We start from the raw sequence: 25,919 nt of genomic DNA on the forward strand, positions 1-25,919 counted from the left end.
TAGGGAATCATTGCTTTTGTGATGTTTGTGGGTGCCAGCTTGAATAGGAGAGAACAACCGGATGTTACGCCGTTTTTTAATATTACTAATTGGCTGTGCCTTACTTAGCCCCTCGTATGCCATTACGGATACCTCGATCATTTATGAAGAGGTTGAAGGTTCAGTTTATCAGATTCGTGTGATAAATGATGAGACTGGTAAAAAGGTGTCAATTGGCTCCGGTTTTGTGGTTGGAGAAAACAATGTATTGGCCACTAATTATCATGTGGTCAGCGAGTATGTAAACGAGCCGGATGTTTTCCGCTTGGAGTACCTCTCAACTAAAGGCGAGTCTGGCCCGTTGGAGTTGCTCGACCTTGATGTGACGCATGATTTGGCGGTGCTTAAAAGCCAAAAGCCAATGGGCAAAGTGCTGAATATCGCCGCCGTACCTGATAAAGGCGCGCGCTTATACTCCTTAGGAAATCCCTTAGACTTGGGTTTTTCGATCGTTACTGGCACCAATAATGGCATTATGACGCAGGATCAGGATGGTAATATTCTGTTCTCGGGCAGCTTGAATCAAGGCATGAGTGGTGGACCCGCTTTAGATGAAGCGGGCAATGTCATCGGAATCAATGTGGCGACACAGGGTAATTCCTTAGGCTTTTTAGTGCCGGCCAATTATTTGGCGACTATTTTGGATGGCTTAAAGAAAACTGATTATGCCGCTGTTAAAAACCGTTTTGTGCGCATTTCTGAGCAATTAGCTGAAAGTTCAGCCCGAACCATTAGCCGTTTGTCTTCCAACTCTTGGGGCAGCACTAAAATCGGTAAGTTGATTGTACCCGCTGAGTTAGACAAGTCGATGCGTTGCTGGGATGCCAGCCGTACACCGAAGAAAGATGATTTATTCCGCTCTTTCCTCACCAGTTGCTCTAATCAAAACGACACCTACTTATCCCGACACTTATCCTTGGGCTCAATCAATTACGAGTACCATTGGCTCGATACTGAAAAGCTGAATCCGCTACGTTTTTATGATCGCTATGAGAAGGTGAATAGCAGCTTTATTGAGAATAATGTCGATAAGTCGGATGTCACCAACTTCGCTTGCCATACCGGCTTTACTCTGATTGCAGACCAGCAATTCAAGTCGACGGTTTGTCGTCGGGATTATCTGAAATATACCGGATTAAGCGACATGCTATTTACGATCGTCTTGGTTGGTCATGAAGATCAAGGGGCGATGTTCAATCTGGATATTACCGGTACCAATGCTGATGCAGCATTTGGCCTGTTTCAACAAATGGTGGAGAAGTTCCAATGGCAAAGCTAATCCTGGAAACAACCCATCGTGGTAAGCGTACTTTTTATAAGTTGGATTCCTTGCCTGCAACGGTTGGACGCGGTTTACACAATGATGTCATCGTTACTGATGAAACGGTCTCTCCAAGCCATCTACGGATTGAGCAGACTGATCAAGGTGTTATCGTTAAAAATTTGTCGGATGAAAATGGCACACTGTTAAACGCTAAAGTGTTGGATGAGGCCGTTATTGATCTAAACTCTCCCGCCATGCTCATGATGGGCGATTTAAAAGCACGTTTGATGTCCTCGGATATGCCGGTGGCAGCTACTCGGTTAAAAGCCCAGAAGAGTGCATGGGGGGCGTTTCTGATGAGCCCGTTTTGGGCTGGCTTATTGATGACCTGTGCGGTTATCAGCATTTTTATGTTCAAGTACATCGGCACGCCGGTGGTACAGGAGCCATTGGTCTATTTGAGTAAAGTGTTGCCGGGTGTTTTGCTGCTATTTGGTGTGGCATTTATGATCTCTGGGGTGAGTCGTTTATCGGCACATCGCTGGGCATTTATTCCGGCGCTCAGTATTGCAGCGTTATTCATTTTAATGCCTCAGCTACTGACGTACGTAGGGCACTTTTTGAGCTACTTCTTCACGTCTGATACTCCGGCGATGCTGCTGGATAGCGCGTCTAACTTCCTGCTGCTGCCGATCTTATTGGTGTTGTATATGGTTAAGGTGCATTACACACGCCTGCTGCCTGCAGTTGGGGTTGCTCTGTTGGTGACATTGCCGATTAGTGCGTTTTACGCCTCTGACTTGGTTGACCAGATTTCTACCAGCTCTGGCTTCTCGCCAATGCCTTCTTACAGTAAAACCTTGAGTTCGCTGGATGTCAAAATGGACAAGCCAGTTGAGGTTGCTGACTTTATAGAGCAATCACGCCAAGCGTTAGATGGTAGAGTTCAGCAGTTATTAGAAGAAGCAAAAGAGTAAACGGCATGTTTCAGGCATCATTAAATGCTTGAAAGTACATTACTTTGCCATCAAAAAGCTTGATCACATAACTTGTTTTTTTTTGAGCGAAGCCGAAACAAAAACGGGGCTCCAATTGGTGCCCCGTTTTTTATGGCCTAAGTTATCACTTAGAGCTTATGTGTTTGTAACCAATGCTCTAACAAAGTCATATGCCAGATCTTACTGCCTTGAATACGCGTTAGATATTCATCCGGCTTAGCCAGTAACTTATCAACATAGCTACGTTGATACAGGCCGCGCTCACGGCAAACCTGTGAGTTTAATGTGTCTTGCATAAACTCTAAAAACTCACCTCGCACAAACTTGAGTGCTGGTACTGGGAAATAACCTTTAGGGCGGTCGATAACGCTATCTGGAATCAGGCCACGTGAAATTTGCTTCAGTACGTATTTACCGCCATCGCGCAGTTTCATTTCCGGAGGCATTTTAGCGGCCAACTCAACCAGCTCATGATCCAAGAATGGAACACGTGCTTCCAAGCCCCAAGCCATGGTCATGTTATCAACCCGCTTAACCGGATCATCAACGATCAATGTGGTGGTATCGGCACGTAGTACAGAATCAACAAATTGATCGGCCTTTGGCGCTTCCAGTAAGTCTTTCATGAGTTCAGATGTGAAATCTCGGCTGATGTATTTTGGCGTCAGCATCTCCATCATTTCATCATGATCGCGGTCGAAGTAATACGGGCGGAAACGTTCCAAAGCGCTACCGGTAGCCGCCTGCATCTGTGGGTACCAGAAGTAGCCGCCAAACACCTCATCCGCACCTTGGCCAGACTGCACTACTTTAACTTCTTTGGAGACTTGCTCAGAGAGTAAGTAGAAGCCGATCGCATCCTGACCAAACATTGGCTCGGACATATTTTCAATGGCTTCTGGTAAACGGGTTAGGGTCTGCTCGTTCGGGATGTGGACTTTGTGATGTTTAGTATTGAAGTGCTCAACTACCGCATCGGAGTACTCATATTCACTTCCTTTTTCTTCCGGCTGGTCATCAAAGCCGATAGTGAAAGTGCGAATGTCTTCAATGCCGATTTCATCCAATAAACCGACCAGCAAGCTTGAATCCAAGCCGCCGGATAGCAATACACCAACGGGCACATCAGACACATTATTACGGCGTTTTACGGCTAATTTAAGCGCTTCGTGAATTTTATCAGTCCATTCTTCGTCGCTGAATTTCTCAGCAGGGCGCGTGGCATCCAGCTCCCAGTAGCGCTCCAGCGTGTGCTCGCCATTCTCATGAATGGTCAGGCTGTGGGCTGGCTCTAATTTGCGCACACCTTTTAGGATGGTGCGGGGAGCCGGCACTACCGCATGCAGAGTAAATAGGTTGTGCAGCGCGGCAGGGTCTAGCTCAGTATCGATATCCGGAGTTGCCAGCAAAGCAGGCATGGATGATGCAAAGCGAATTCCTTGCTTACCAAAGGAGTAATACAACGGTTTGATGCCCATGCGATCGCGCGCCATGAACAAAGTCTTCTTTTTGAGGTCCCATACTGCAATGGCAAACATTCCTAGGAAGCGTTTGACGCAGTCTTTGCCCCATTCAGCATAGGCTTTGAGGATGACCTCAGTGTCACCGGTAGAGAAAAAACGGTGGCCACGAGCGATCAGTTGCTCACGCAGTTCCGGGTGATTGTAGATGGTACCGTTAAATACCAATGCCAGACCAAGTGTGGGGTCAAGCATCGGTTGATTGCCTTTTTCACTGAGATCAAGAATGGATAGACGTCGGTGACCGAACGCTAAGGGGCCGTCTGAGTAGCTGCCTGAACTGTCTGGGCCACGCTTTTCCAGCTTGTCCATCATTAACTGGATGCTGCTAAGCTGAGGTTGACTGCCATCCAGTCTGTATTCGCCGCAAATTCCGCACATAGTAGATACACTTAATGGTAATTATTCGTGGCAGGGATTATGGCAGATAATAAGCGCTACCGTGAGAAACACTAAAAAGGCTCCATAGAATAAGTCAATCAGCCTGATAAATTAATATACTTTTCAAGTAGTTAATCTGTTAGGTAATGGTTATTCACGTTGCATTAAGGTTGTTGGTAAATTATACTAGTAAGCAGTTTGTATATGATTTAATCAATAAAATCATAATCGTGTCCGAATGGATGATGGGCACGGAAGTACTTCAATACACATAGCCTCTATTCGAATTCTGAGGTTTTATAAGGAATAATGTGATGAAAAAGGTCAATAGAGTTAAGTTTTTGACGACCGGTTTAGTTGCAGTCGTTGGTTTTGGTTTGACTGGTGCAAGCTTTGCTGCGTCAGCGAAGGACTACAAGTTGGTTCATGCTGATGGCGGACAAATTCGCGGTGCACACGTTGCCGTTGCCGTCAGACGTGGCTTTCCAGGTGTTAAGCCAGATGTCGTAAAGATGGCATCCGCCGCTGCTCCTAATTGTTACCACGTTCGTTTCATCTACAAAGGGGTGCTAAAGCAAGTTACCTTTAACTGCAGTAACGGACAACGCGAGCTAACAATGCTAACGCGTTAAAGCTCAAATCTGACAACTGTCTAGATACCCGCCACAGGAATAAAATCCGGTGGCGGGTTTTTTGTTTCCCGAAAATCCTTTCCCTGAATAAAAATTCATCATATACTCAGGCTTGGTTCAGCTTGTGATGGGCATGTAATTCTGCTGGTAATTTGAGCGATAGCATAGAATTACACTCACATATATTCAAAATAACTAGGGACATCAGGCTTCTTTTAAGTCTAGGTGGTCGCAAGTGATACCAGAGGGGCTTCTATGTCGGCGGATCAGGGCTACGTGATTGGCAGCAAACATAGGACATGAGCTTAAAAAGAATTACCAAAACTACTGTCAGGTCATGGATTGATCCCGGTTGCTAGTGTTGGTGATGACTATAAAAAAATATAAGTTATGAGTTATTCCGAAGCAGCCATACCACCATCGATGCCTTTAAATAAGGGCACTGTCACCAGTTCATTAAAAGTACGTCAACTCATTAGCATGCTGATTGTTGTTGCTATGGGGATTTCTTTATTAGGAGGAGGTTACCTGAGTGTTTATAGCGCTAACGCAATGGATGCCGTAGGAAAGCAGCAGCGTTTAGTTGCAGAGGCATTGATTCTTAAAGTGCCCGTGTTAATTGATGATGACAGCTATCCCGATACAAAGTTATTTCTGCTGAAAGAGTTTCTTGATAAGGAGCGCTTTAGTCACGGCTTTGATGATGATGGAACGGAGCATGAGTATTATGCTTACTTTGAAGATCCTGAAACCGGCTTGATTGTTTGGCAAAGCAAGTTCCCAGAGCTCAATATGCGCACTGAAAACCGCCACGGTAGGGGTGGTTTTGTAAAGAAGTTTAAGTTCAGTAATGAACTCGGCACAGAACCCGAACTTAAAGAGCGCCTGTTACCCAGTTATAAAGAAAACAGCAGCGACCAGTTAAAGTTCATCGTTTATACCCGTATGATTGAGCGGCAGGACCTGAAGCCTCTGCGCTTGGTCTTGGCCAAATCAGCCATCGCGTTTAACAACGACTGGGCCAATGTACAGACCACGATTGTTGTTTTATTCTTCTCCACACTAGCACTAGTGCTAGTCTCTCAGCTCATTAGCAATTACTTCATTATCACCCCAATTCGTGACTTTGAAGAAGAAGTGCGCTCCATTGAATCCGGCGCTCAGGATGCAATTACCAAAGCTTATCCTGTTGAGTTAACGGAAGTGAAGGGCGCAATCAACACCCTGATTAATGTCGAGAAAGGTCAGAAAAAGCGCTACCGGGAATCCTTGGATAACTTGGCGCACAGCCTTAAAACACCGCTGGCTGAGATTCAATCCACGGCGCTGTCAAAATACAATCTGAAAGAAGAAGATAAAGATCATCTGATGGATAAGATTAGTCAGATGAGCGACATCGTGGCTTATCAGTTAAACCGTGCAGCTGTGAGCACTCCCAATGCCATTATCAAGAGCCAGCCTTTGCGCCCGATACTCTATCGTCTGCGGGATTCGCTGAAAAAAGTGTATCACCATCAGGATTTTGAAATTGAGATTCATGTTGATGATATTGATACCGTGCGCATGGAGTACGATGACCTGATGGAGCTATTCGGTAATTTGATGAACAACTCCTGCCGTTTCTGCGATTCGGTAGTGGATGTTAATGCAACTCGCGAGGCGAATTTCCTGGTCGTCAATATTGATGACGACGGCATGGGTTTCAGCACGGATAATCCTGCTGATCTGCTAAAGCGCGGTATGCGCGATGACAGTAAAACCGAAGGGCAGGGAATTGGTCTGGCGATGAGTACTGAAATTGTCCAAGCGGTTGGTGGTAAGATTGAGCTTAAAGTATCACCTCAGGTCGGTGCACGGGTGCGTTTGTATCTGCCGATCTAAATTACGAGCGCTTTCGGACATGGACGTTCGGAAATAATTCTCTGATAAAATGTTGGTACTATTGCGTTGTCCGAGTGTCTTGATTACTCTAGGCTGGACTTTAAACATGAACTAATACTTAGTAGGAGCACTAATTATGGTACACACTCTACCAGATCTGCCATTTGCAAAAGATGCACTTGAACCTCATATCTCAGCGGAGACTTTTGAGTACCATCACGATAAGCACCACGCTGCCTATGTGACTAACTTGAACAACCTGATTGCAGGTACAGAGTTCGAAGATAAGTCATTAGAAGAGATCGTAACATCAGCACCTGCTGGCGGCATCTTCAACAACGCAGCACAAGTTTGGAATCACACATTCTACTTTAACTGCATGGCACCAAATGCAGGTGGCGAGCCAACTGGCGCGCTGGCTGATGCAATCAACAGCACATTCGGTTCTTTTGAAGCATTCAAAGAGAAGATGTCTACTTCTGCGGTGACTAACTTCGGTTCTGGTTGGACTTGGTTGGTTAAGAACGCTGATGGCGCTCTGGAAATCGTAAACACTGCAAACGCAGGTTGCCCTCTGACTGCTGGCCAAACTCCATTGATGACTATCGATGTTTGGGAGCATGCTTACTACGTTGACAAGCGTAACGCTCGTCCTGCTTATGTTGCTTCTTTCTGGAACATCGTAAACTGGGACTTCGTATCGGCTAATTTTGCGGCTTAAACTATTGGATTGACCCAATATAGTTTATCTGCCAAAATTAAAAATTGCCTAAAAAGGGTGACTTTCCAGTCACCCTTTTTTATTTTGTTGTGATTAATCAACGACCCGGCAATAAGAGTGGTTACTTAAAACCGTCAAATATATACCCATACCAAGGATCAGGCCGACGCTCAATGAGACGCTGATAGCTCTGATCACCGCGTTTATTAAATAAAACGGGAAGCTATTAATATGTCCAATGTCAGGCATTTTCTTACCCTAATGGATTTTTCGCCGAAAGAGCTAAATGCGATGATTCAACGGGCGATACAGATGAAGCAGGAATGGAAGAGCGGCCAGCTCAGCCAACCATTGCAGCAGCGCACTCTCGCCATGATTTTCGAAAAATCATCAACTCGTACTCGTGTCTCATTTGAGACTGGTATTACGCAGTTGGGCGGCCACGGCTTGTTTCTATCCTCACGTGATACCCAGCTAGGGCGCGGTGAGCCGATTGAGGATGCAGCCCGTGTTATCTCAAGCATGGTCGACTTGGTAATGATCAGAACCTTTGAGCATGAGTCCATTGAGCGCTTTGCCGCTTTCTCTAGTGTGCCGGTGATCAATGCCTTAACCGACGATTATCATCCTTGCCAATTGCTGGCAGATATCATGACCTATGTTGAGCATCGCGGTAGTATCGCTGGGAAAACAGTGACTTGGGTTGGCGATGGGAATAATATGTGCCAATCTTGGATGAATGCAGCGGAGCAATTTGATTTCCATCTTAATATTGCTTGCCCTGAAGGCTATGATCCTGCGCCTGAGTTGATGAAGGATGTGGGTGATAGAGTGAGTATCATGCGTGATACTAAGCTGGCGGCAACGAATTCAGACCTGATTTCAACCGATGTTTGGGCGAGTATGGGTCAGGAAGATGAACAAGCCTTGCGCGTTAAAGCATTTAGCGAGTTTCAGGTGAACGCCGAAGTTATGGCCTGTGCTAAGCCAGATGCGCTGTTTATGCACTGTCTACCTGCACATCGTGAAGAAGAAGTCAGCGCGGAAGTGCTTGAAGGCCCGCAAAGCGTTGTCTGGGATGAAGCAGAAAATCGCCTGCATGCACAAAAAGCGCTAATGGAAACATTAGCCATGAATTTCAGTAATCTGGACTTGTCGTAAGCAAGCCCATAACCATAAGAATGTAATCCATGTCAGACCAGTTACTCCAGAAAGCAGCCACCGATCGCCGAACGTTCGCGATTATCTCGCACCCCGATGCGGGTAAAACCACCATGACTGAAAAACTCCTGTTATTCGGGGGAGCGATTCAGCTGGCGGGGTCGGTAAAAGGGCGTAAAGCCGCGCGGCATGCGACTTCCGACTGGATGACCATGGAAAAAGAACGTGGAATCTCGGTTACCTCCTCAGTGATGCAGTTCCCATACAACGGGCACATCGTTAATCTGTTGGATACACCAGGTCACGAAGATTTCTCCGAAGATACTTACCGGACGTTGACCGCTGTTGACTCTGCACTGATGGTGATCGACGTCGCTAAAGGTGTTGAGGATCGGACTATCAAGCTGATGGAAGTGTGTCGTCTGCGTGATACGCCGATTATGACCTTCATTAACAAGCTTGACCGAGAGGGTCGCGATCCAATTGAGTTGATGGATGAAGTTGAAGACATCCTGAAAATTCGCTGTGCGCCAATCACTTGGCCAATCGGCATGGGTAAGCGCCTGAAGGGTGTTTACCACCTGTACAATAACAGTGTGCACTTATTCAATGCACAGCACTCCGGAAAAGTATTGCAGGGTGAGGTGATTGATGGTCTGGATAATCCGCGGTTGGATGAGCTGCTAGGCGATCAGATTGAAGAGCTGCGCATGGAGATAGAGCTGGTGCAGGGCGCTAGTAATGCCTTTGATAAAGAGGCTTACCTGCGTGGCGAATTAACACCGGTGTTCTTTGGTTCTGCCGTGAATAACTTTGGTATTGCCGAGTTATTGAATGACTTTGTTAAGTACGCACCGGGCCCACAGCCAAGAAAAACAACTACGCGTACCGTAGAAGCGACTGAAAATAAATTCACTGGCTTTGTGTTTAAGATTCAAGCCAATATGGACCCACAGCATCGTGACCGGATTGCTTTTATGCGCATCTGTTCTGGTGTGTTCCAGAAGGGGATGAAGCTTCGTCAGGTGCGCACTGGAAAGGATGTAAAGATTCCAGATGCACTCACCTTTATGGCTTCTGATCGTGGTCATGTGGATGATGCTTATCCCGGCGATATTATCGGAATACACAACCACGGCACGATTCGTATCGGTGATACCTTTACACAAGGCGAAGAGCTGTATTTTACGGGTATTCCTAACTTTGCGCCGGAGTTGTTCCGTCGTGCGCACTTGCGTGACCCACTAAAGATGAAGCAGTTGCAGAAAGGTTTAAGTCAGTTATGTGAAGAGGGTGCGACTCAGTTATTTAAGCCCGTTAGTAATAATGATTTGGTGCTGGGAGCCGTTGGTATTCTGCAGTTTGAAGTGGTCGCACAGCGCCTGAAAGATGAGTACAACGTTGACTGTAACTTTGAAATGGTCAATGTGCAGACGGCGCGCTGGATTGCTTGTGATGATGAGAAAATGTTGTCGCAGTTTAAAACCAAGGCAGCTTCTAACTTGGCTTATGACCATGCGAATGAGTTAGTGTATATCGCTCCATCGCGGGTTAATCTGCAAATGGCCATCGAGCGTTGGCCGGATATTCGATTCTTAAGTACTCGCGAACACGGTATTTACGAGTAAATTAAAATCCCCCGATACTGTTCTGCTATCGGGGGATTATTGTTTTAGCGACAGTGTGGCAACATGCTGGCGTTAAACGCCTTAGCAAAGTTGCGCATCGCGACCCGATAGCGAAGATGAGCTTCGTTGTAAATTACGTCCCCCATCCCATCCAGCGTTTTCACTGAGCAAGTGCCTTTTTGGCTTGGATCACTCAAGCTTGGTATTTTCAAACCGGCTCGTCCGCTGTAATAACCCATTAAGGTACGTTCTCCGCGCATTGCAGCTTGCTGTGCTTCTACGGCTGGGTTACGGCTTTCCAGAGCCTTTAAGCGTGCAGCATAATCAATAGCGGCATTGCTGGTTGCTTCTGTAGGGGCGGCTGTGGCTTTGATAGCTTGTGGTGGTAGACTTACAGGGCGGGACGGATTTGGTCCCGCATTGCATGCTTGAAGCATCAAACTGCTCATCAAAATGGTCGGGATATATAGCATTTTCATAAGGGTTTCCGGTTAGAAAAAGCGCGTCTTAGTGCCAGTAACATCAAAGCCATCCAGCTGAGTGATCCAAATGATCCACCACCGCCACTAGTGCTCTTAGAGGTGTTTGTTTGGTCGGTAGTATCCGGATTAGCAGCGACGACTAGCGTGGTGTCATCATCAATGATTATTCCAGTTGTTGTCAACTCAGTCACTGACTCGGCAAATTGTGCGTTATCAGGCTTCTGAATGGTTAAGACTAACTCCTGATTTTCTTCACTAATCAAGTCACCTGAAACCTGAACCTGAATGCTGCTATACATAGTACCTGAAGCTATAAATGTGGAGCCTGACTTTACGATTGCGCCGGTTGCTTGGTCTACGATCTCGTAGTCAAGGTTAACAGGTTCTTCAGTGGTTGCTGAGAGTGCAACAATAAAGGTCAGATTACGCACGCCAGTGTCTTGCTCTGTTATGGACGGTGAATTAACTGTGATAATTGGGTCTCCACCCAGCACGGTTAGGTCTCCCTCAGATAATGCAAAGAAGATGTTATCACTACAAGCCACTTGAATGCGTGCATGATGCAGGCTGGTAATGTCCGAAGGCAAAGTGACCGTGGTGCTACCATCATTTGGCGTTTCTGATTGTAATAAAATGCTGCTGCCGGTGCGCTCCAGTAATGCGATATCCACGGCGCTACAGTTAATGGGAGACTCATCGGTATTTGCAACATCCCAATCCACAGTAATGGTTTGATTAGATGATAAGGTCGTATCACTACTTTGGCTGCTTACGCTAAACTCAGTGCCGGTATTAACGACATCAATCAACATGTTGTCTTGTGTGATACCGCCGTTGTTGTCGCGGCTGAGCAGGGCAAAGTTGAGCCTTCTATCTTGAGTGGGCAATATCTCACCAATGGTACTGCTGTTTGTGAATAAGTCATTCAGGCGCGGTAAATAGCGCACTGCTTCTGGCTGTGGCGGCCAAACTCGGAACAAGGGATTGTCACCCAGATCGGTGTAAAGTCCGCCAGTGGTGCCGGTATCGGTTTGCTCCCAAGAGTTTAGTAACGAGTCGTTATCTGCATCAGAAGTGACTCCGGATAATACAAACGGCGTAGATGCAGGAATCACATAATCGCTACCCGCATCGACCGTCGGCGTGGTGTTCTCGGTATTGTAAATCGTTCCACACTTAGCGCCAGAGCCTTGTCGAGTGTAATTTTTAATTTGGTTGATGCTGGCCGAGTGAAAAAAGGCATCGGAATGTGTTTGAAGATTGTCTGTTCCGCAGATGCCCGCATAACTCATGATACTGCTACCACTACCAGGCTCGACTGCGGTGCTAGATTCACGATTACCCGCGCTACAATTTAACTGGTGGCCATTGAAGGTATGAGAAGCGCCAAGTTGGTGGCCGATCTCATGGGCAACATAGTCGATATTAAACGCATCACCGGATGGCGCGTTTGATCCCGTTGCACCACCTGCCTTATAAGTGCCACAAGCAGAATTCAGGAAAGCCAACCCACCCGTGCTACCGGTTCCAAATACATGGCCGATATCGTAGTTGCTGCTGCCGATTAGTGCGTTAATATTAACGATGTTTTCCTCAACCATCGCAGAAGCATCTTCATTGGTATAAGGGTCTGAATTAGCATCGGTGTAAATTAGCTTATCGTTGTTCTCAACCAGTTGTAAATGAATGCTTAGGTCGCGCTCGAAAACCTGATTCAGACGGTTTACCGTCGTTACCATTGCCGCCATGGCTGCTTCGCTACTGCCAAACATGCTGGTGTATTCGCCGGTTACTGCTAAGGCTAGTTTATAAGTCAGCAGGTTTTCAGCAGCCTGCCCAGTAGTGCGGTTTGCGGTAAATTCAGTGGCATGATCGTGATCACTCAGCGGGTCTTCATCGTGCACTTTGCATTGAAAATCTGTGGTAGTTGCTTCAGCATTCTCACGACGGCTCAGACTAGTGTAGGTGTTACCACCTTGTATCAGGTCAGGGTCAATAAACACACGATCACCGTCATCCATGTCAATCATGCCATGAAAACCTTGCGGTCCAATGTCGATACGCCCTGTTATGCCAGGGTTCTCGGTACTAGTGATGCGCCAAGTTTTAATATTTGGAAAGCGCTCGGCGAGCCCTGCTGGCATTACCTGTGTCGCTTCCATGGTAAACGACATCTGACGACCGTCTGGGAGCGGTAGGTCGATGGTTTTAGTGCTGATAAGCTGATCACTTGCCGCCTTGCTTTGCAGTTGAGTGAGCTGTTGGCTAAGTCCTAGCGTATCCAGCGATAAAGAACGGGCTTTCACGAGTGTGCCGGGGGCCGCACGCTCACTTTGAAATTGATAGTTGTGGTCTAGTTCACTCCAAAACGCTTCCCCGGCGATTAGAGTTTGGGATGCTAATAGGCAGGGCAGAAGGATTATTTTTCTCATAGGGGCATCTGTCTTTTGGGGGAATTATTTTAATTATTGAAGCAACTTTCTTATGCTATGGTTTGCACCCTAGCACAAGAAAACTGAATTCCCCCCAAACGCTATATGAATGCCCGTTCAGCTAAGTGACTTATTTCTAAACAAAAATAAAAGTCCGATCATGGATATTAGCCAGAAACTGCTACTACCTCCGCCACCAGAGTTGGATATTTCGTCTACTGATGTAGCGTCATCTGTACGAGGTGTTGTGTTCCCCGTGCTAACATTCTGACCAATGGTAAAGGCTTTAGATGAAATACTGTAAAACACGTTATTTGAGCAGCTGAGTTTAAAGCGCCCAAATGCAGTCAATGGAATATCAGCCGGTAGCTTAATAATGGCTGAGCCTGAGTTTGGAATATTGCTGGCCAGTGTAGTGTCAAATAAATAACCATCATTACTAGAGAACTGAACGTCGACTGCTGCGCAATTAATTGGAGCGATATCGGTATCGGCGACCGTCCAGTTTATTGAGATGCTGCTATCTCTGGCATAGCTTTGCGCAGAGTCTGATAACTTAAAGCCGGCACCCGTATTAATAACCTTCAGTTGAACTTGGTCCAAACTAGGATCGTGCTGACCATCGTAAACAGCCAGTTGAAAATTCAAAGTGCGGTTAGTTTGTGGCAAGGTTTCGCCGTTACCGTTTTGGTAGCCAAGTGACGTTGCGCGAGCTGGAAAGCTGCGAGTGTTGCTGGTGGTTGGTGGCTTCAGGCGAAACAGTGGATTATCTCCGGTATCCTCCCCCAAATTAGCACTGCTACCGACATCTAATTGTTCCCAACTGTAGAGTAGGGAATCATTTTCCAAATCGCTGGCTGTTCCGGTGAGTTCAAAGGGTGTGTTTGCCGGAATTGTGTAGTTGCTGCCCGCAGAGACGAATGGGCGACTATTGTTAACGGCTTGTACTGTACCGCAATGGCTCGCGGTACCAATGGAAATATTTTGGGTGATCTGCTGAATGCTGCCACTATGAAACATTGCATCGGCATTGAGCTGTAAGTCATCGGTATCGCAACCTCCCGCGTAAGACATAATGCTTGAGCCGCTACCTGGTTCAAAGGCCGTTTTTGCCGTTCTGGCGCCACTCGTGCATACGCCAAGGTTACTGTTGAATGTATGGGTCGCACCGAATTGATGGCCGATTTCATGGGCTACAAAGTCGACATCAAAGCTATCATGGCTTGGGTTATTAATGCCGGATGCTGCCATCGCTTTAATGCTGCTATTACAGGTGCTACCAATGTAAGCAAGGCCGCCGCCGTACGAGCCAAACACGTGGCCGATATCATAATTATCATTGCCAATAACGCTATCGATGTTTTTCTGATTCTCACTCAACATCGCTTCGATATCGAAATTGGAGTAAGGGTCACTGTTGGCATTGGTATAGATGAGTTGATCGTTATTCTCAATCAGCGTCAGACGGATACCCAGACTTGTTTCGTAGATTTGATTGACGCGATTTAAAGTGGTGGCAATCGCGCTTAAGCTTGCGGCGACAGTGCCACCTTGTTTTTGGGTGTATTCACCCGTCGCTGCGATGGCAATACGATATTCAGTTAAGCCGGAAACGCTACGGGCTGCTAAGTTGGCTCGGCCGTGTAGTGGGCTAAATGATTCGTGATCATGCGCTTCTGGTGTGCTGCACTGAAATGGCTCATCGTTGTGTTGGTCGGCTTTTCGGTAGCTCAGATAATAATCTGCACCAAGGCTTTTATCCGGATCAATAAACAGTGTCTCGCCATCCTTGGTCAGCAGCATGGCATGAAAACCCTGAACGGTCATATCGACGCGCCCGGAGAGAATTTCACCAGCAGGGCTGGCGACTTGGTAAGTACGAATAGATGGGTATTTGTTGGTTAGTGCGCTTGGTAGCAACTGGATTTCTGTTAGTGTGAGGGTAACGCTGTCGCCATTCGGTAGTGGCAGTTCGATGCTTAGTGGCTGAGCTTGTCTCGCGGTAACTTGTATTGAGCTGGGGACAGCTGCTAACTTAGCTCGCATTGCTTGGCTATCAAGCTTCAGGCTTCGGGTGTATCCGTCATTTGAATGGCTATCGGTAACTGAACGGGCCGCGGTAACAGTGTTATCTTTCCATAAAGCCCCATCAAGTTGTGCAGCCTGAGCTACACTAATCTGACAGGCCAGTATCGCCGCCACTGCTAACCCCAATCTTCCTGATTTGACCATTGCTTGCTCCATTAAGCTATCGTTCAGTTCGAATTTCATCCTATATTTAAAGGATGCATCGAGAGAACGTGGTCAGGTCAAATGGTGGGGTTTAGCTGCTGAAAAATCAGCAGCTGAGGTCTGTCCGCAAATCGATACCTCTAATCCAGAGTTAAAGGAAATAGGTCAGGGTGTCATCCAGAAATTGCCACCCTTGAGGGGTGCAACAAAGTGTATCGGGAGTATTGCTGATTAAACCCATATCAATGGTTTTATCCAGCACTGGCTGAATGGATGAGAGGGGTTGAGCGGTGCGTTGTTCATAAAGCTTGGCATCTACGCCACTTTTTAGGCGCAATGCATTCAGCATGAACTCAAATGATAGGTTTTTACTTTCCAGTACTTCTTGCGAGGAGCGGAAGCTGCCAGACAGCGCCTTGTCCATATACTGTTTTGGTTGGCGGTATTTTTGGTGTCTTTCGATCTGGCCGTCGGGCTTGGTCAGCTTGCCATGCGCACCCGCGCCAATGCCAATGTAGTCACCAAACTCCCAGTAGTTACGATTGTGCAGGCACTGTCGATTGATTTTGGAGTAAGCTGAGACCTCATATTGCACATAGCCATGCTCGGCCAATAGCGCTTGTCCGGCTTGCTGTATTTCCCATAAGTACTCGTGATCGGGCAGGGTGGGTGGCTGATGATGAAATAGCGTATTAGGCTCCAACGTCAACTGATACCAAGACAAATGTGTGGGTTCGCAATCAATCGCTTGCTGTAGATCATTAAGGGCTTGCTCAATCGTTTGCTGTGGCAAGCCAAACATCAAATCCAGATTGAAATTATCAAAACCCGCCTGATGAGCAATTTGTGCGGCTTTCAATGCTTCATCTGCATTATGAACACGTCCCAGTACTTTTAAATGTTCAGGATTGTAGCTTTGTATGCCAATAGACAGGCGATTGATTCCAGCGGCTCGATAGTCCGTAAAGCGCTGTTGCTCAAAAGTACCGGGGTTAGCTTCCAGCGTGATTTCAATATCATCCTGCCAAGGAATCAACTTGGCAATGCCATTCAACAGTTGCTTAATCGCTGCAGCTGAAAATAGGCTCGGTGTACCACCACCAATAAAGATAGTGCTTAATGGCCGGCCTTGAGTCTGTGGTAACTCACTGCGTAAATCATTGAGCAGGGCGTCTACATACGCCTGTTCCGGCAGCGCATCCGGTGCTTTGTGTGAATTGAAATCACAGTAGGGGCACTTGCGGATGCACCAAGGAATATGCACATATAAACTTAACGGTATCATTCAGGCTGCTGGCTCAGGTAGTTGCTGATAGTGACGTATTGCTCAACGCCCAGTGTTTCTGCGCGAGCGGTGGGGTCGATGCCCAGTGACTCTAGGGCTTCGCTATCCATCAGTGTTTTCAATGTATTACGCAATGTTTTACGGCGCTGAGAGAAAGCTTGGGTGACGACTTTACTGAGTAGGGCTTCGTCTTCGGCAATAAAGGGCTTTTCTTTAAATGGCGTCAGCTTAACCACTGCAGAGTCTACCTTCGGCGGAGGACTAAATGACTCAGGGCCAACATAAAATAAATACTCTGTCTTACAGCGATATTGAACCATGACAGACAGTCTGCCAAAACTCTTATTGCCCGGCTCCGCAGTCAGGCGATCAACCACTTCCTTTTGCAGCATGAAGTGCATGTCTTTAATCGACTGTGCAGATTCCAGTAGGTGAAAGATAAGCGGCGTTGAGATGTTGTAGGGCAGGTTGCCGATGACTCGCAATGGAAGCGTTTCATCAATGATCTCTGCAAAGTTAACTCGCAGCGCATCCACATTGTGAATGGTTAGCTTGTCACCACCGAGGTGCTCCAGATGGCGAATAACATCGCGGTCAATCTCGATCACTTGCAAATGATCTAAGGATGGCAGAATGGGCTTGGTCAGCGCACCCAGTCCGGGACCAATTTCAAGCATCTGATCGTCCGCTTTCGGATTAATGTGCTTGATCAATAAATTGATAATGTAGGGATCGGTTAGGAAATGCTGTCCGAAACGTTTTTTAGCGTAGTGATTTGACATATTTTGGTTTGGCACAAATAAAGAAGCCTCCCCCGCGAGGGAGAGGCTGTCTGTGGTTAAGCGGTGTAATTACCGCAGTATTTTCAGTTCTACCCGACGGTTCTCAGCACGACCTGCCGCACTGCCATTATCGGCAATCGGAGATACTTCGCCATAACCTTTAGCAGATAAGTTGCTAGCGCTTACACCTTTGCTGATCAGGTAAGTCTGTACTGACTCTGCACGACGCTGTGACAGTCTTTGGTTAGCATTTGCGCCACCAACACTATCAGTATGTCCACCAACCTCGATCTTAAGATCAGGGAATTGGTTTAGCTTCAGTGCGGCTTCATCCAGTATTGGCAATGAAGCGCTAGTCAGGTCAGCAGAACCGGTGTTGAAGTTAACACCTTTCAGGTTGATGCTCTGGATTTCAGAACATCCGACCTCGTTAACCGCATTACCCGCTACTGTATTTTCACACAGATCGCTTGCATCGGTAACACCATCACGGTCTGCATCAGGCTTACCACATCCAGTGACATCAACTTCTTCACCAGGTAGTGACTCTGGGCAACGATCCAGACGGTCAGCTACCCCATCCATATCGCCATCAGGCTCACATCCGTTTTGGTCAACTTCTTTGCCTTCAGCCGTTGTTGGGCACTGGTCAGCACTATCGACAACACCATCGTTATCGGTATCAAATTCACAACCAGAGCTGTAAACCGCTGCGCCAGCTGGTGTTGCAGGACATTCATCAATATTGTCCGCTACACCGTCGGCATCGCTATCAACCGGGCAACCTTTGGCATCGACTGTGACACCTGCTGCAGTATCAGCACAAGCATCAGCTGAGTTGAGGACGCCATCAGCATCGTCATCCAGCTCACAGCCTTTAGAGTCAACGCTAGCACCGGCTACAGTCTCAGGGCACTCGTCGCGGCTATCCAGAATGAAGTCCTTATCGCCATCGCCTTCACAACCGTTGGCATCAACCTTTGCGCCTTCAGCAGTTTCAGGACACTGATCAGCGCTATCTTTCACGCCATCGGCATCGGTATCGACTTCACAGCCTTTCGCGTCAACTGTCGCACCGGCCACTGTCTCAGGGCAGGCATCCGCAGAGTTAATGACCTTATCGGCATCGTCGTCCAGCTCACAACCATTAGCATCGACTTTCGCACCTGCTACGGTTTCAGGACATTGATCCGCGCTGTCTTTCACGCCATCCGCATCGGTATCGACTTCACAGCCTTTCGCGTCAACGGTGGCACCAGCGACCGTCTCAGGGCAGGCGTCAGCGGAGTTGATGACCTTGTCAGCATCATCATCCAGCTCACAGCCATTGGCATCGACTTTAGCGCCAGCTACGGTTTCAGGACATTGATCAGCGCTGTCTTTCACGCCGTCGGCATCGGTATCGACTTCACAGCCTTTGGCGTCAACTGTCGCACCAGCCACTGTCTCAGGGCAGGCATCCGCGGAGTTAATGACCTTATCGGCATCATCGTCCAGCTCACAACCGTTGGCGTCGACTTTCGCGCCCGCAACCGTTTCAGGACATTGATCAGCGCTATCTTTCACACCATCCGCATCGGTATCGACTTCACAGCCTTTGGCATCAACCGTTGCACCGGCCACTGTCTCAGGGCAGGCATCCGCAGAGTTGATCACCTTATCGGCATCATCGTCCAACTCACAACCATTGGCATCGACCTTAGCACCAGCTACGGTTTCAGGACATTGATCAGCACTGTCTTTCACGCCGTCTGCATCGGTATCGACTTCACAGCCTTTGGCATCAACCGTTGCACCAGCCACTGTCTCAGGGCAGGCATCAGCGGAGTTGATGACTTTATCGGCATCGTCGTCCAGCTCACAACCGTTAGCATCGACTTTCGCACCTGCTACGGTTTCAGGACATTGATCAGCGCTGTCTTTCACGCCATCTGCATCGGTATCGACTTCACAGCCTTTGGCATCAACCGTCGCACCGGCCACTGTCTCAGGGCAGGCGTCAGCGGAGTTGATGACCTTGTCAGCATCATCATCCAGCTCACAACCATTCGCATCGACTTTAGCGCCAGCTACGGTTTCAGGACATTGATCAGCGCTATCTTTCACGCCATCGGCATCGGTATCGACTTCACAGCCTTTCGCGTCAACCGTCGCACCGGCCACTGTCTCAGGGCAGGCATCCGCAGAGTTAATGACCTTATCGGCATCATCATCCAGCTCACAACCGTTAGCATCGACTTTCGCGCCAGCTACGGTTTCAGGACACTGATCTGCGCTGTCTTTCACGCCGTCTGCATCGGTATCAACTTCACAGCCTTTCGCATCAACTGTCGCACCAGCCACAGTCTCAGGGCAGGCGTCAGCGGAGTTAATGACCTTGTCAGCATCATCGTCCAGCTCACAACCATTGGCATCGACTTTAGCGCCCGCTACGGTTTCAGGACATTGATCAGCGCTGTCTTTCACGCCGTCTGCATCGGTATCGATTTCACAGCCTTTAGAGTCAACGGTTGCACCGTCAACGGTCTCAGGGCATTCATCGCGGCTATCCAGAACAAAGTCTTTGTCACCATCGCCTTCACAGCCTTTAGCGTCAACCTTCGCGCCTTCAACCGTTTCAGGACAAGCATCTGCACTGTTAACTACGCCATCTTTGTCGTTATCCAGTTCACAACCACGTGCATCAACTTCGGCACCTTCTGCCGTTGTTGGGCAAGCATCTTGACTGTTTACAACTTTGTCAGCGTCATCATCCAGCTCACAGCCGTTAGCATCGACTTTCGCGCCAGCTACCGTTTCAGGACATTGATCAGCGCTGTCTTTTACGCCATCCGCGTCGGTATCGACTTCACAACCATTAGAGTTGATCGTGGCACCTTCAACAGTATCAGGGCACTCATCACTGCTATCTAGGATGTAGTCTTTATCCGCATCGCCTTCACAACCTTTGGCATCAACTTTCGCATTAGCTGCGGTATCAGGGCACTGGTCAGCGCTATCAATTACGCCATCTAAATCTGAATCAACTTCACAACCTAATGGCGTAACAGAGGCTTCATAGACAGTATCAGGGCACTGGTCTTTGTTGTTGACTACGCCATCTTTGTCATCATCCAACTCACAACCGTAAGCATCAACTGTTGCACCATCTGGCGTTGTAGCACAGCTGTCGAGCGCATTGACGATAAAGTCTTTATCATCATCCAGCTCACAACCTAAGCCATTAACACCCAAGCCTTCAGCAGTTGCAGGGCAAGAGTCTTGGCTATCAACAACACCATCATTATCGCTGTCTAGCTCACAACCATTAGCACCGACTGTTAAGCCTTCTGCGGTTGCAGGGCACTCATCTTTGCTATCAGCGACGCCGTCGGCATCCGTATCAATCTCACAACCTAATGGAGAAACGGTTACGCCAGCAGGTGAAGCAGGGCATTGGTCTTTACTGTCTTTAACACCATCAGCATCAGAGTCTAGCTCACAACCTTTAGCATCAACGGAGAGACCGGCATCAGTATTTGCACATTCATCTGCACCATCTAATACACCGTCTTTGTCCGAATCAATCTGACAACCTTTCGCATCAACCGGCAAGCCAGCTGGTGTTACTTGGCAGCGATCCATACGATCAACAACGCCGTCTTTATCAGTATCAATTTCACAGCCTTCAGCATTAACGGCTGCGCCTGGGAAGGTTTCAGCACATTTATCTAGGCTGTCTACGATGCCATCCATATCGGAGTCAACTTCACAACCGTTGCTGCCGACTTCGACATTGGCCGGAGTGCCAGGGCAACGATCAAGTACTTCGATCACGCCATCGCTATCGGTATCCAATACACAACCGCGGTTGTCGACTAAAGTACCTGCCGCCGTTCCGGGACAACGATCAGATGGGTTTACCACGCCATCAGCATCTTCGTCCGCAGTGGCATTACTCAGTGCCAGTTGCAGTTTTTCATTTTCGCTAAGCATGCGCTGCTTGTCTTCTTTAGCTAATGCTTCCAGATTAACAAACTGCTGTGGAATAGCGTTCAGACCAACCAGCTTCTCAGAGAGTCCCTGAGTTTGGTTGGCAAACGATTGGCTCAAGCCAGTGGTTTGGGCTGTTAGCGTTTCTTCCAGACCGCGATTTTGGTTACTCAGATTCTCAACGAGTCCAACGCTCTGGTTAACTAGCTTTTCTTCCAAGCCGCGTTTCTGGCTAGCAAGTTGTTGCTCTAAGCCTTGGGTTTGAGTGGTTAACTTCTCTCCCAACGCTTGAGTTTGGCTATCCAGCTTTTGTCCAAGCGCTTGAGTCTGGCTAGCTAGCTCTTGGCCTAAGCCTTGAGTTTGACTGCTTAACTGCTCACCGAGTGTCTGAGTTTGATTATCCAGCTTTTGGGTCAGTCCCAATGCTTGGCTGTCTAGCTTCTGTTCAAGCCCTTGAGCTTGGCTAGCAAGCTTTTCCTGCAGTAGTCGATTTTGCTCAACCAGCTGTGCTGCGAGTGTCTGATTTTGTGCACTCAGGCGCTCGGCAAGGTTTGAGCTCAGGGAGTTGATATCAGCAGATTGCTTTTCAAGCTCAGCAATGCGCACAACCAGTCTGTCACGCTCTGTCATTAGCTCAGCAACTTTCTTTTTATCTTCCGCTGAGGTTTGAGCCGCGGTTTCTTCAACATCTGCCAGTTGTGAGCGCAGGGCATTGATCTGCTCGACGTCATCTTCTGGTAATGGAATATCTACAATATAGAACGGTGCCGGTGGCATGTTCATTAACGTAGATGGGGCAAATGCAGGCAAACTCTCCGGTGGAATCTCAAATAGAGATTCTGGAACGATTGGCATCAGGCTTGGCATAGGCATAAAGCCGTAGCCTTCTTCCATGGTCATGCCTGTGCCCATATTCATCATATCCATTGCGGGATTGAATTGGCCTTCAAACATAACAGGAGGAGCCAGTGTGGCTGGTGTTTCGGTAGCGGCTGTTGTGGCAGCATCCGTTTCCGTAGTCACCTGTTCGGCAAATGCGGGGTTGGTTGCATACATTAGCAAGCTAGCGAAGATCAGAGGTCTTATGGTGCTGCGCATCGTTCTAATATCTCCGAGAGTTCATATAGCGTTATCCTTTGCCTCCGAGGGACAGGTCGCGCCTGGCCGAGGCGATGGTGATCGTGAAGCCTGCGATCACGTCGAGAAATGACATTACTGTGAGGATCAGAAAAACTGAATTTCCCGCCCAGTCAAAGATTAGCCATGATACCAAAAAACCGACCAGTACAAAGGTGGATAGTGTGTGATCAACGATTGATACACTGGACGTGCGGGTCGATTTGAAAAGTTCTATATATAAGGTGATTAAACCAAGCAAGATCACTATGACGCCAATGGTGGGGGTCCATAGTTGTTCAGACGGTAAGTGTACGCTAAAAAGTGCACGGTTCAATTCACGGGGGAATACCCCGATAGCGGCTAAAGCATAGTAGCCGAATAAGAAGAAGGCAAACAACGGAAAGTAATTCAAAATCCGCATTAGGAGAGAGTCTTTTTCATAAAATTATGGATTGCCACCAGCTAGCCTTTCGTCATTTACTCGCCCGAGTATAGCCCAAACTCTGATTCAGCGGCACCGTTTCAACTAATAAAATTCTGATCAATTTACCATCTCAAAAACGAACGGCATCTTAGAATCGAAGAATGGCATAAATTGTATCTATCTGCTGATAGGAGGGAATTCGCAAACGGTTTATTCGCTTCATACTTATCCCATGATCAATTAGTGATGCAAGTGGGCTATTTACTCAGGCTTTCAGAGTCTGCCTGACAGCCGGATTAAATAACAACTAAGTTATGAGAGAGAACCAGATTATGACATCTAAAAATAGAAATACCTACAAGTGGGCTTGTTTGCCAATCGTTTTAAGCTCTGCGGCGGTGTTATCCACTCAGCTGATGGCAGGCGAGAATCAGGACGTGCAGTATCAGGATGCCCAGCAAGTGGGTAGTCTGAGCCATCAATATGTGGGTGGGCGTACCCGTGTTGGTGCCAGCATTACTGATGATGGCGATGCTAGTGCTGATATTAGTCATGTGTTCTCTGAAACTCAGAATAGTTCTACCAGTGGTGGACTTTGGGCAGGCTTTGATCTGGAAGGCGAAGACAAGGGTGTTGATGCGGGTGGTGTTCAAATCAACCATAACTGGGTGTCACGTGATGGGCAGGGGAATGCAACTCACGTAAACAAGGCATTTGCAGCCTATGACCGTAATGTTGATGATCATGCAAAAGTAACCGTTGGTTACGGTCAGGAGCGTGAAGCGGGTTCTTGGGAAGGTCATGTCAGCAAAGGTGTTTCAGATAAGCGTTTGGTCAGCCATGACAGCAGTACTGGCAAAGCCGTGTATGAAAAAGCATTCGACTATGGCGTTGGTGGTAGTGTAGGTAAGTTCCTGCCAGGCTCTAATACTCGGGTACGTGCTGGTTTGGATTACCAGTGGGGAACAGAGCAAGCCGATAATGAAGATCGTGCAATGATGACCACGGTATCTGCCGGTATTGAGAAGTTCTTTGCAGGTACGCCACACAGTGTTGGTTTAGATGTATCAGCCTCTCGCAAGCAGGGCGGCGAAGAGTATGTTGATTCGGATGATACTGATACATCAGCAAGCCTGAGCTATCACTATGACTTTGGTGGTTCTAATATTTATCAGCCTGATCAGCGCTATCGCCGTGTGCGGGTTGAGATTCCGGGACAAGCAACGCCTGCAACCTATGCGAAGAAGCCTGTCTACAAGCAGCAGCCAATTTATAAGAGCCAGCCGGTTTACAAGCAGCAGCCTATCTATAAGAAGCAGCCGATTTATGTAAACAAGACGGTAACCACTGGCGGCACTCACGCTACCAAGAGTACGGTTGAGTTGGAAGGCCAGACATTCTTTAAGTATGGCAGCGCAGTATTGATTCCATCCGCTAAGCAGCGTTTGTTGCAGATTGCGGCTGAAATTCGCAAGCATGGCTACAAAGGTAATATTCGTATTACCGGTAACAGCTGTGGTTTGGGCGATCCTCGCCGTGATCAGGAGCTGTCAGAAGAGCGTGCATCAGTGGTTCGCAATTTCATGATTTCACAAGGCTTCAATCCAAGTCATCTGATTGCTCGTGGTCTGGGTAAGTCACATCCTAAGTACCCAACAACTGCGGATCAGGACTTCAAAAATCGCCGTGTTGATATTGAGTATGTTACTGAGCGTCAAACCAGTGCCGGATCAGCAGGTCGTACTAGCACTCAACGTGTACAGAATGGCTACCGCAATGTGATCGCAGGTTACAAGCGTATTCAGACAGGCACTAAGAATGTGCAGGTTGGTGTACGTAATGTTCAGACTGGAACAACGGATATCATGGTATCGGCAGGCGCTCCGGGTACTCCACGTGTTATCTGGCGTACAGAAGCGATTGCGACGACACCGGCTTGGATTACTCGTGGTCTGCGTAACAACATCCAGCACAACCGTAATGTTGATACCTACCGCACCACCGCTGGCAGCACAACAACAGTTGTTGATAATGGTAATAATGGCCCGGTTGCCGTTGATGATGCTCAGAAAATCTACCAGAACGATTCAGTAACTTTGGATGTGTTAGCGAACGATACCGATGCTGATAACAATACATTGACGATTTTGTCAGTCTCTGCAACTAGTAATGGCGGTACGGTTACTAATTCAGGAACCAACCTTGTTTATCATGCGCCGACTGATTATGTAGGGCAGGATACCTTTACTTACACTATCACTGATGGTAGTCAGACTTCACAAGCAACAGTTACCGTTACCATCAGTGCAGTAACGACGGGTGGCAGCAATCAAGACCCGACTGCAGGCAATGACTCTGCATCGGTTAAATCTGGTAGTTCAGTGAATGTTTCGGTATTAGCTAATGATAGTGATCCGGATGGCGATAGCATCAGTGTGAGTGGCTTTAGCCAAGGGTCTAACGGAATGGTTACAGAGGCCTCTACCGGTGTACTGATGTACACCCCTGATACTGGCTTCTCAGGTAAAGACAGCTTCACTTACACGATTGTTGATGGCAATGGCGGCAGTGCGACTGCAACAGTAACCATTGATGTTAGCGGCGGTAATAGTGATGTTTGTACCATGGTCTGTATCGGCGCAAATTCAGATGACTTCTTCGAGAGTATTCATGGCTCGATTACGTTAGATGTATTGGAGAATGATACAGGTAAGGGTTTGAAAATTACGGCGGTTGACAACGGTAAGAGTGGAACGACTCAGATCGTAGATAACAAAATTGTCTACACGCCGGGAGAAAAATTCGATGGATCGGATATGTTCTACTACGCAATTGAAGATGAAACAGGAATGACTGATAGTGCATTGGTCATGGTTTATTCAGATAACGTGAAGAAGTAATTGCATCTTCATGAATAAACTAACCGGCTAAGGATAGCCTTAAAAAAGCCGCGACTTGTTCGCGGC

Annotated in this window: 15 protein-coding genes; 8 read left to right on the forward strand and 7 right to left on the reverse strand. The window is 47.6% G+C overall.

Annotated features, from left to right (window positions below):
- Positions 1-61: 61 nt before the first annotated feature.
- Together LEUMU_RS0101470 and LEUMU_RS0101475 are read left to right on the forward strand one after the other, a co-directional pair.
- Positions 62-1,318, forward strand: coding sequence for a S1 family peptidase (locus tag LEUMU_RS0101470; protein WP_022950504.1), 1,257 nt, complete (start codon positions 62-64; stop codon positions 1,316-1,318).
- Positions 1,306-2,280 carry an FHA domain-containing protein gene (locus LEUMU_RS0101475; RefSeq protein WP_022950505.1) on the forward strand — a complete coding sequence of 325 codons (975 nt, stop codon included), beginning with the start codon at positions 1,306-1,308 and terminating at the stop codon, positions 2,278-2,280. Before LEUMU_RS0101470 ends, LEUMU_RS0101475 begins: the two co-directional genes overlap by 13 nt.
- 149 nt (positions 2,281-2,429) lie before the next feature.
- Here the strand turns inward: LEUMU_RS0101475 and LEUMU_RS0101485 are convergent, their stop codons facing one another.
- Positions 2,430-4,202, reverse strand: coding sequence for an N-acetylglutaminylglutamine amidotransferase (locus LEUMU_RS0101485; protein ID WP_022950507.1), 1,773 nt, complete (start codon positions 4,200-4,202; stop codon positions 2,430-2,432).
- A 314-nt stretch (positions 4,203-4,516) separates the two neighbouring features.
- On the opposite strand from LEUMU_RS0101485, the gene LEUMU_RS0101490 reads away from it, so the two are divergent.
- The 5 genes from LEUMU_RS0101490 (at position 4,517) to LEUMU_RS0101510 (ending at position 10,225) form a co-directional block, all read left to right on the forward strand.
- Positions 4,517-4,834: a hypothetical protein gene (locus LEUMU_RS0101490; RefSeq protein WP_022950508.1), complete on the forward strand. Its 318-nt coding sequence runs from the start codon at positions 4,517-4,519 to the stop codon at positions 4,832-4,834.
- Between the two features lie 390 nt (positions 4,835-5,224).
- A complete protein-coding gene (locus LEUMU_RS0101495) occupies positions 5,225-6,715 on the forward strand; it encodes an ATP-binding protein (protein WP_084707997.1) in 1,491 nt (496 codons plus the stop codon).
- Between the two features lie 136 nt (positions 6,716-6,851).
- Positions 6,852-7,436 carry a superoxide dismutase gene (locus LEUMU_RS0101500; protein ID WP_022950510.1) on the forward strand — a complete coding sequence of 195 codons (585 nt, stop codon included), beginning with the start codon at positions 6,852-6,854 and terminating at the stop codon, positions 7,434-7,436.
- Positions 7,437-7,667: 231 nt separating this feature from the next.
- A complete protein-coding gene (gene argF / locus LEUMU_RS0101505) occupies positions 7,668-8,597 on the forward strand; it encodes an ornithine carbamoyltransferase (RefSeq protein ID WP_022950511.1) in 930 nt (309 codons plus the stop codon).
- A 29-nt stretch (positions 8,598-8,626) separates the two neighbouring features.
- Complete coding sequence (locus LEUMU_RS0101510) at positions 8,627-10,225, forward strand: peptide chain release factor 3 (protein ID WP_022950512.1); 1,599 nt, start codon at positions 8,627-8,629, stop codon at positions 10,223-10,225.
- A 44-nt stretch (positions 10,226-10,269) separates the two neighbouring features.
- On the opposite strand, the gene LEUMU_RS0101515 is transcribed toward LEUMU_RS0101510, so the two are convergent.
- The 6 genes from LEUMU_RS0101515 to LEUMU_RS0101540 form a co-directional block, all read right to left on the reverse strand.
- Positions 10,270-10,704 carry a hypothetical protein gene (locus LEUMU_RS0101515; RefSeq protein ID WP_022950513.1) on the reverse strand — a complete coding sequence of 145 codons (435 nt, stop codon included), beginning with the start codon at positions 10,702-10,704 and terminating at the stop codon, positions 10,270-10,272.
- On the reverse strand, positions 10,701-13,013 hold the full coding sequence (locus LEUMU_RS24095; protein ID WP_169446331.1) for a reprolysin-like metallopeptidase: 2,313 nt from the start codon (positions 13,011-13,013) through the stop codon (positions 10,701-10,703). The genes LEUMU_RS0101515 and LEUMU_RS24095 overlap by 4 nt, the downstream gene beginning before the upstream one ends.
- A gap of 243 nt (positions 13,014-13,256) precedes the next feature.
- Positions 13,257-15,410 (reverse strand): reprolysin-like metallopeptidase, encoded by a 2,154-nt coding sequence (locus LEUMU_RS24100; protein ID WP_084707998.1) that lies wholly within the window; start codon positions 15,408-15,410, stop codon positions 13,257-13,259.
- A gap of 112 nt (positions 15,411-15,522) precedes the next feature.
- Complete coding sequence (gene hemW, locus LEUMU_RS24105) at positions 15,523-16,656, reverse strand: radical SAM family heme chaperone HemW (protein WP_022950516.1); 1,134 nt, start codon at positions 16,654-16,656, stop codon at positions 15,523-15,525.
- Positions 16,653-17,453 carry a 16S rRNA (adenine(1518)-N(6)/adenine(1519)-N(6))-dimethyltransferase RsmA gene (rsmA, locus tag LEUMU_RS0101535; protein ID WP_342664660.1) on the reverse strand — a complete coding sequence of 267 codons (801 nt, stop codon included), beginning with the start codon at positions 17,451-17,453 and terminating at the stop codon, positions 16,653-16,655. The genes hemW and rsmA overlap by 4 nt, the downstream gene beginning before the upstream one ends.
- A gap of 54 nt (positions 17,454-17,507) precedes the next feature.
- Positions 17,508-22,508 carry a thrombospondin type 3 repeat-containing protein gene (locus LEUMU_RS0101540; protein ID WP_022950518.1) on the reverse strand — a complete coding sequence of 1,667 codons (5,001 nt, stop codon included), beginning with the start codon at positions 22,506-22,508 and terminating at the stop codon, positions 17,508-17,510.
- A 777-nt stretch (positions 22,509-23,285) separates the two neighbouring features.
- Here LEUMU_RS0101540 and LEUMU_RS0101550 point away from each other — a divergent pair.
- Positions 23,286-25,853 carry an Ig-like domain-containing protein gene (locus tag LEUMU_RS0101550; protein ID WP_022950520.1) on the forward strand — a complete coding sequence of 856 codons (2,568 nt, stop codon included), beginning with the start codon at positions 23,286-23,288 and terminating at the stop codon, positions 25,851-25,853.
- Positions 25,854-25,919: the final 66 nt, after the last annotated feature.

The organism is Leucothrix mucor DSM 2157 (assembly GCF_000419525.1).
Lineage (GTDB): Bacteria > Pseudomonadota > Gammaproteobacteria > Thiotrichales > Thiotrichaceae > Leucothrix > Leucothrix mucor.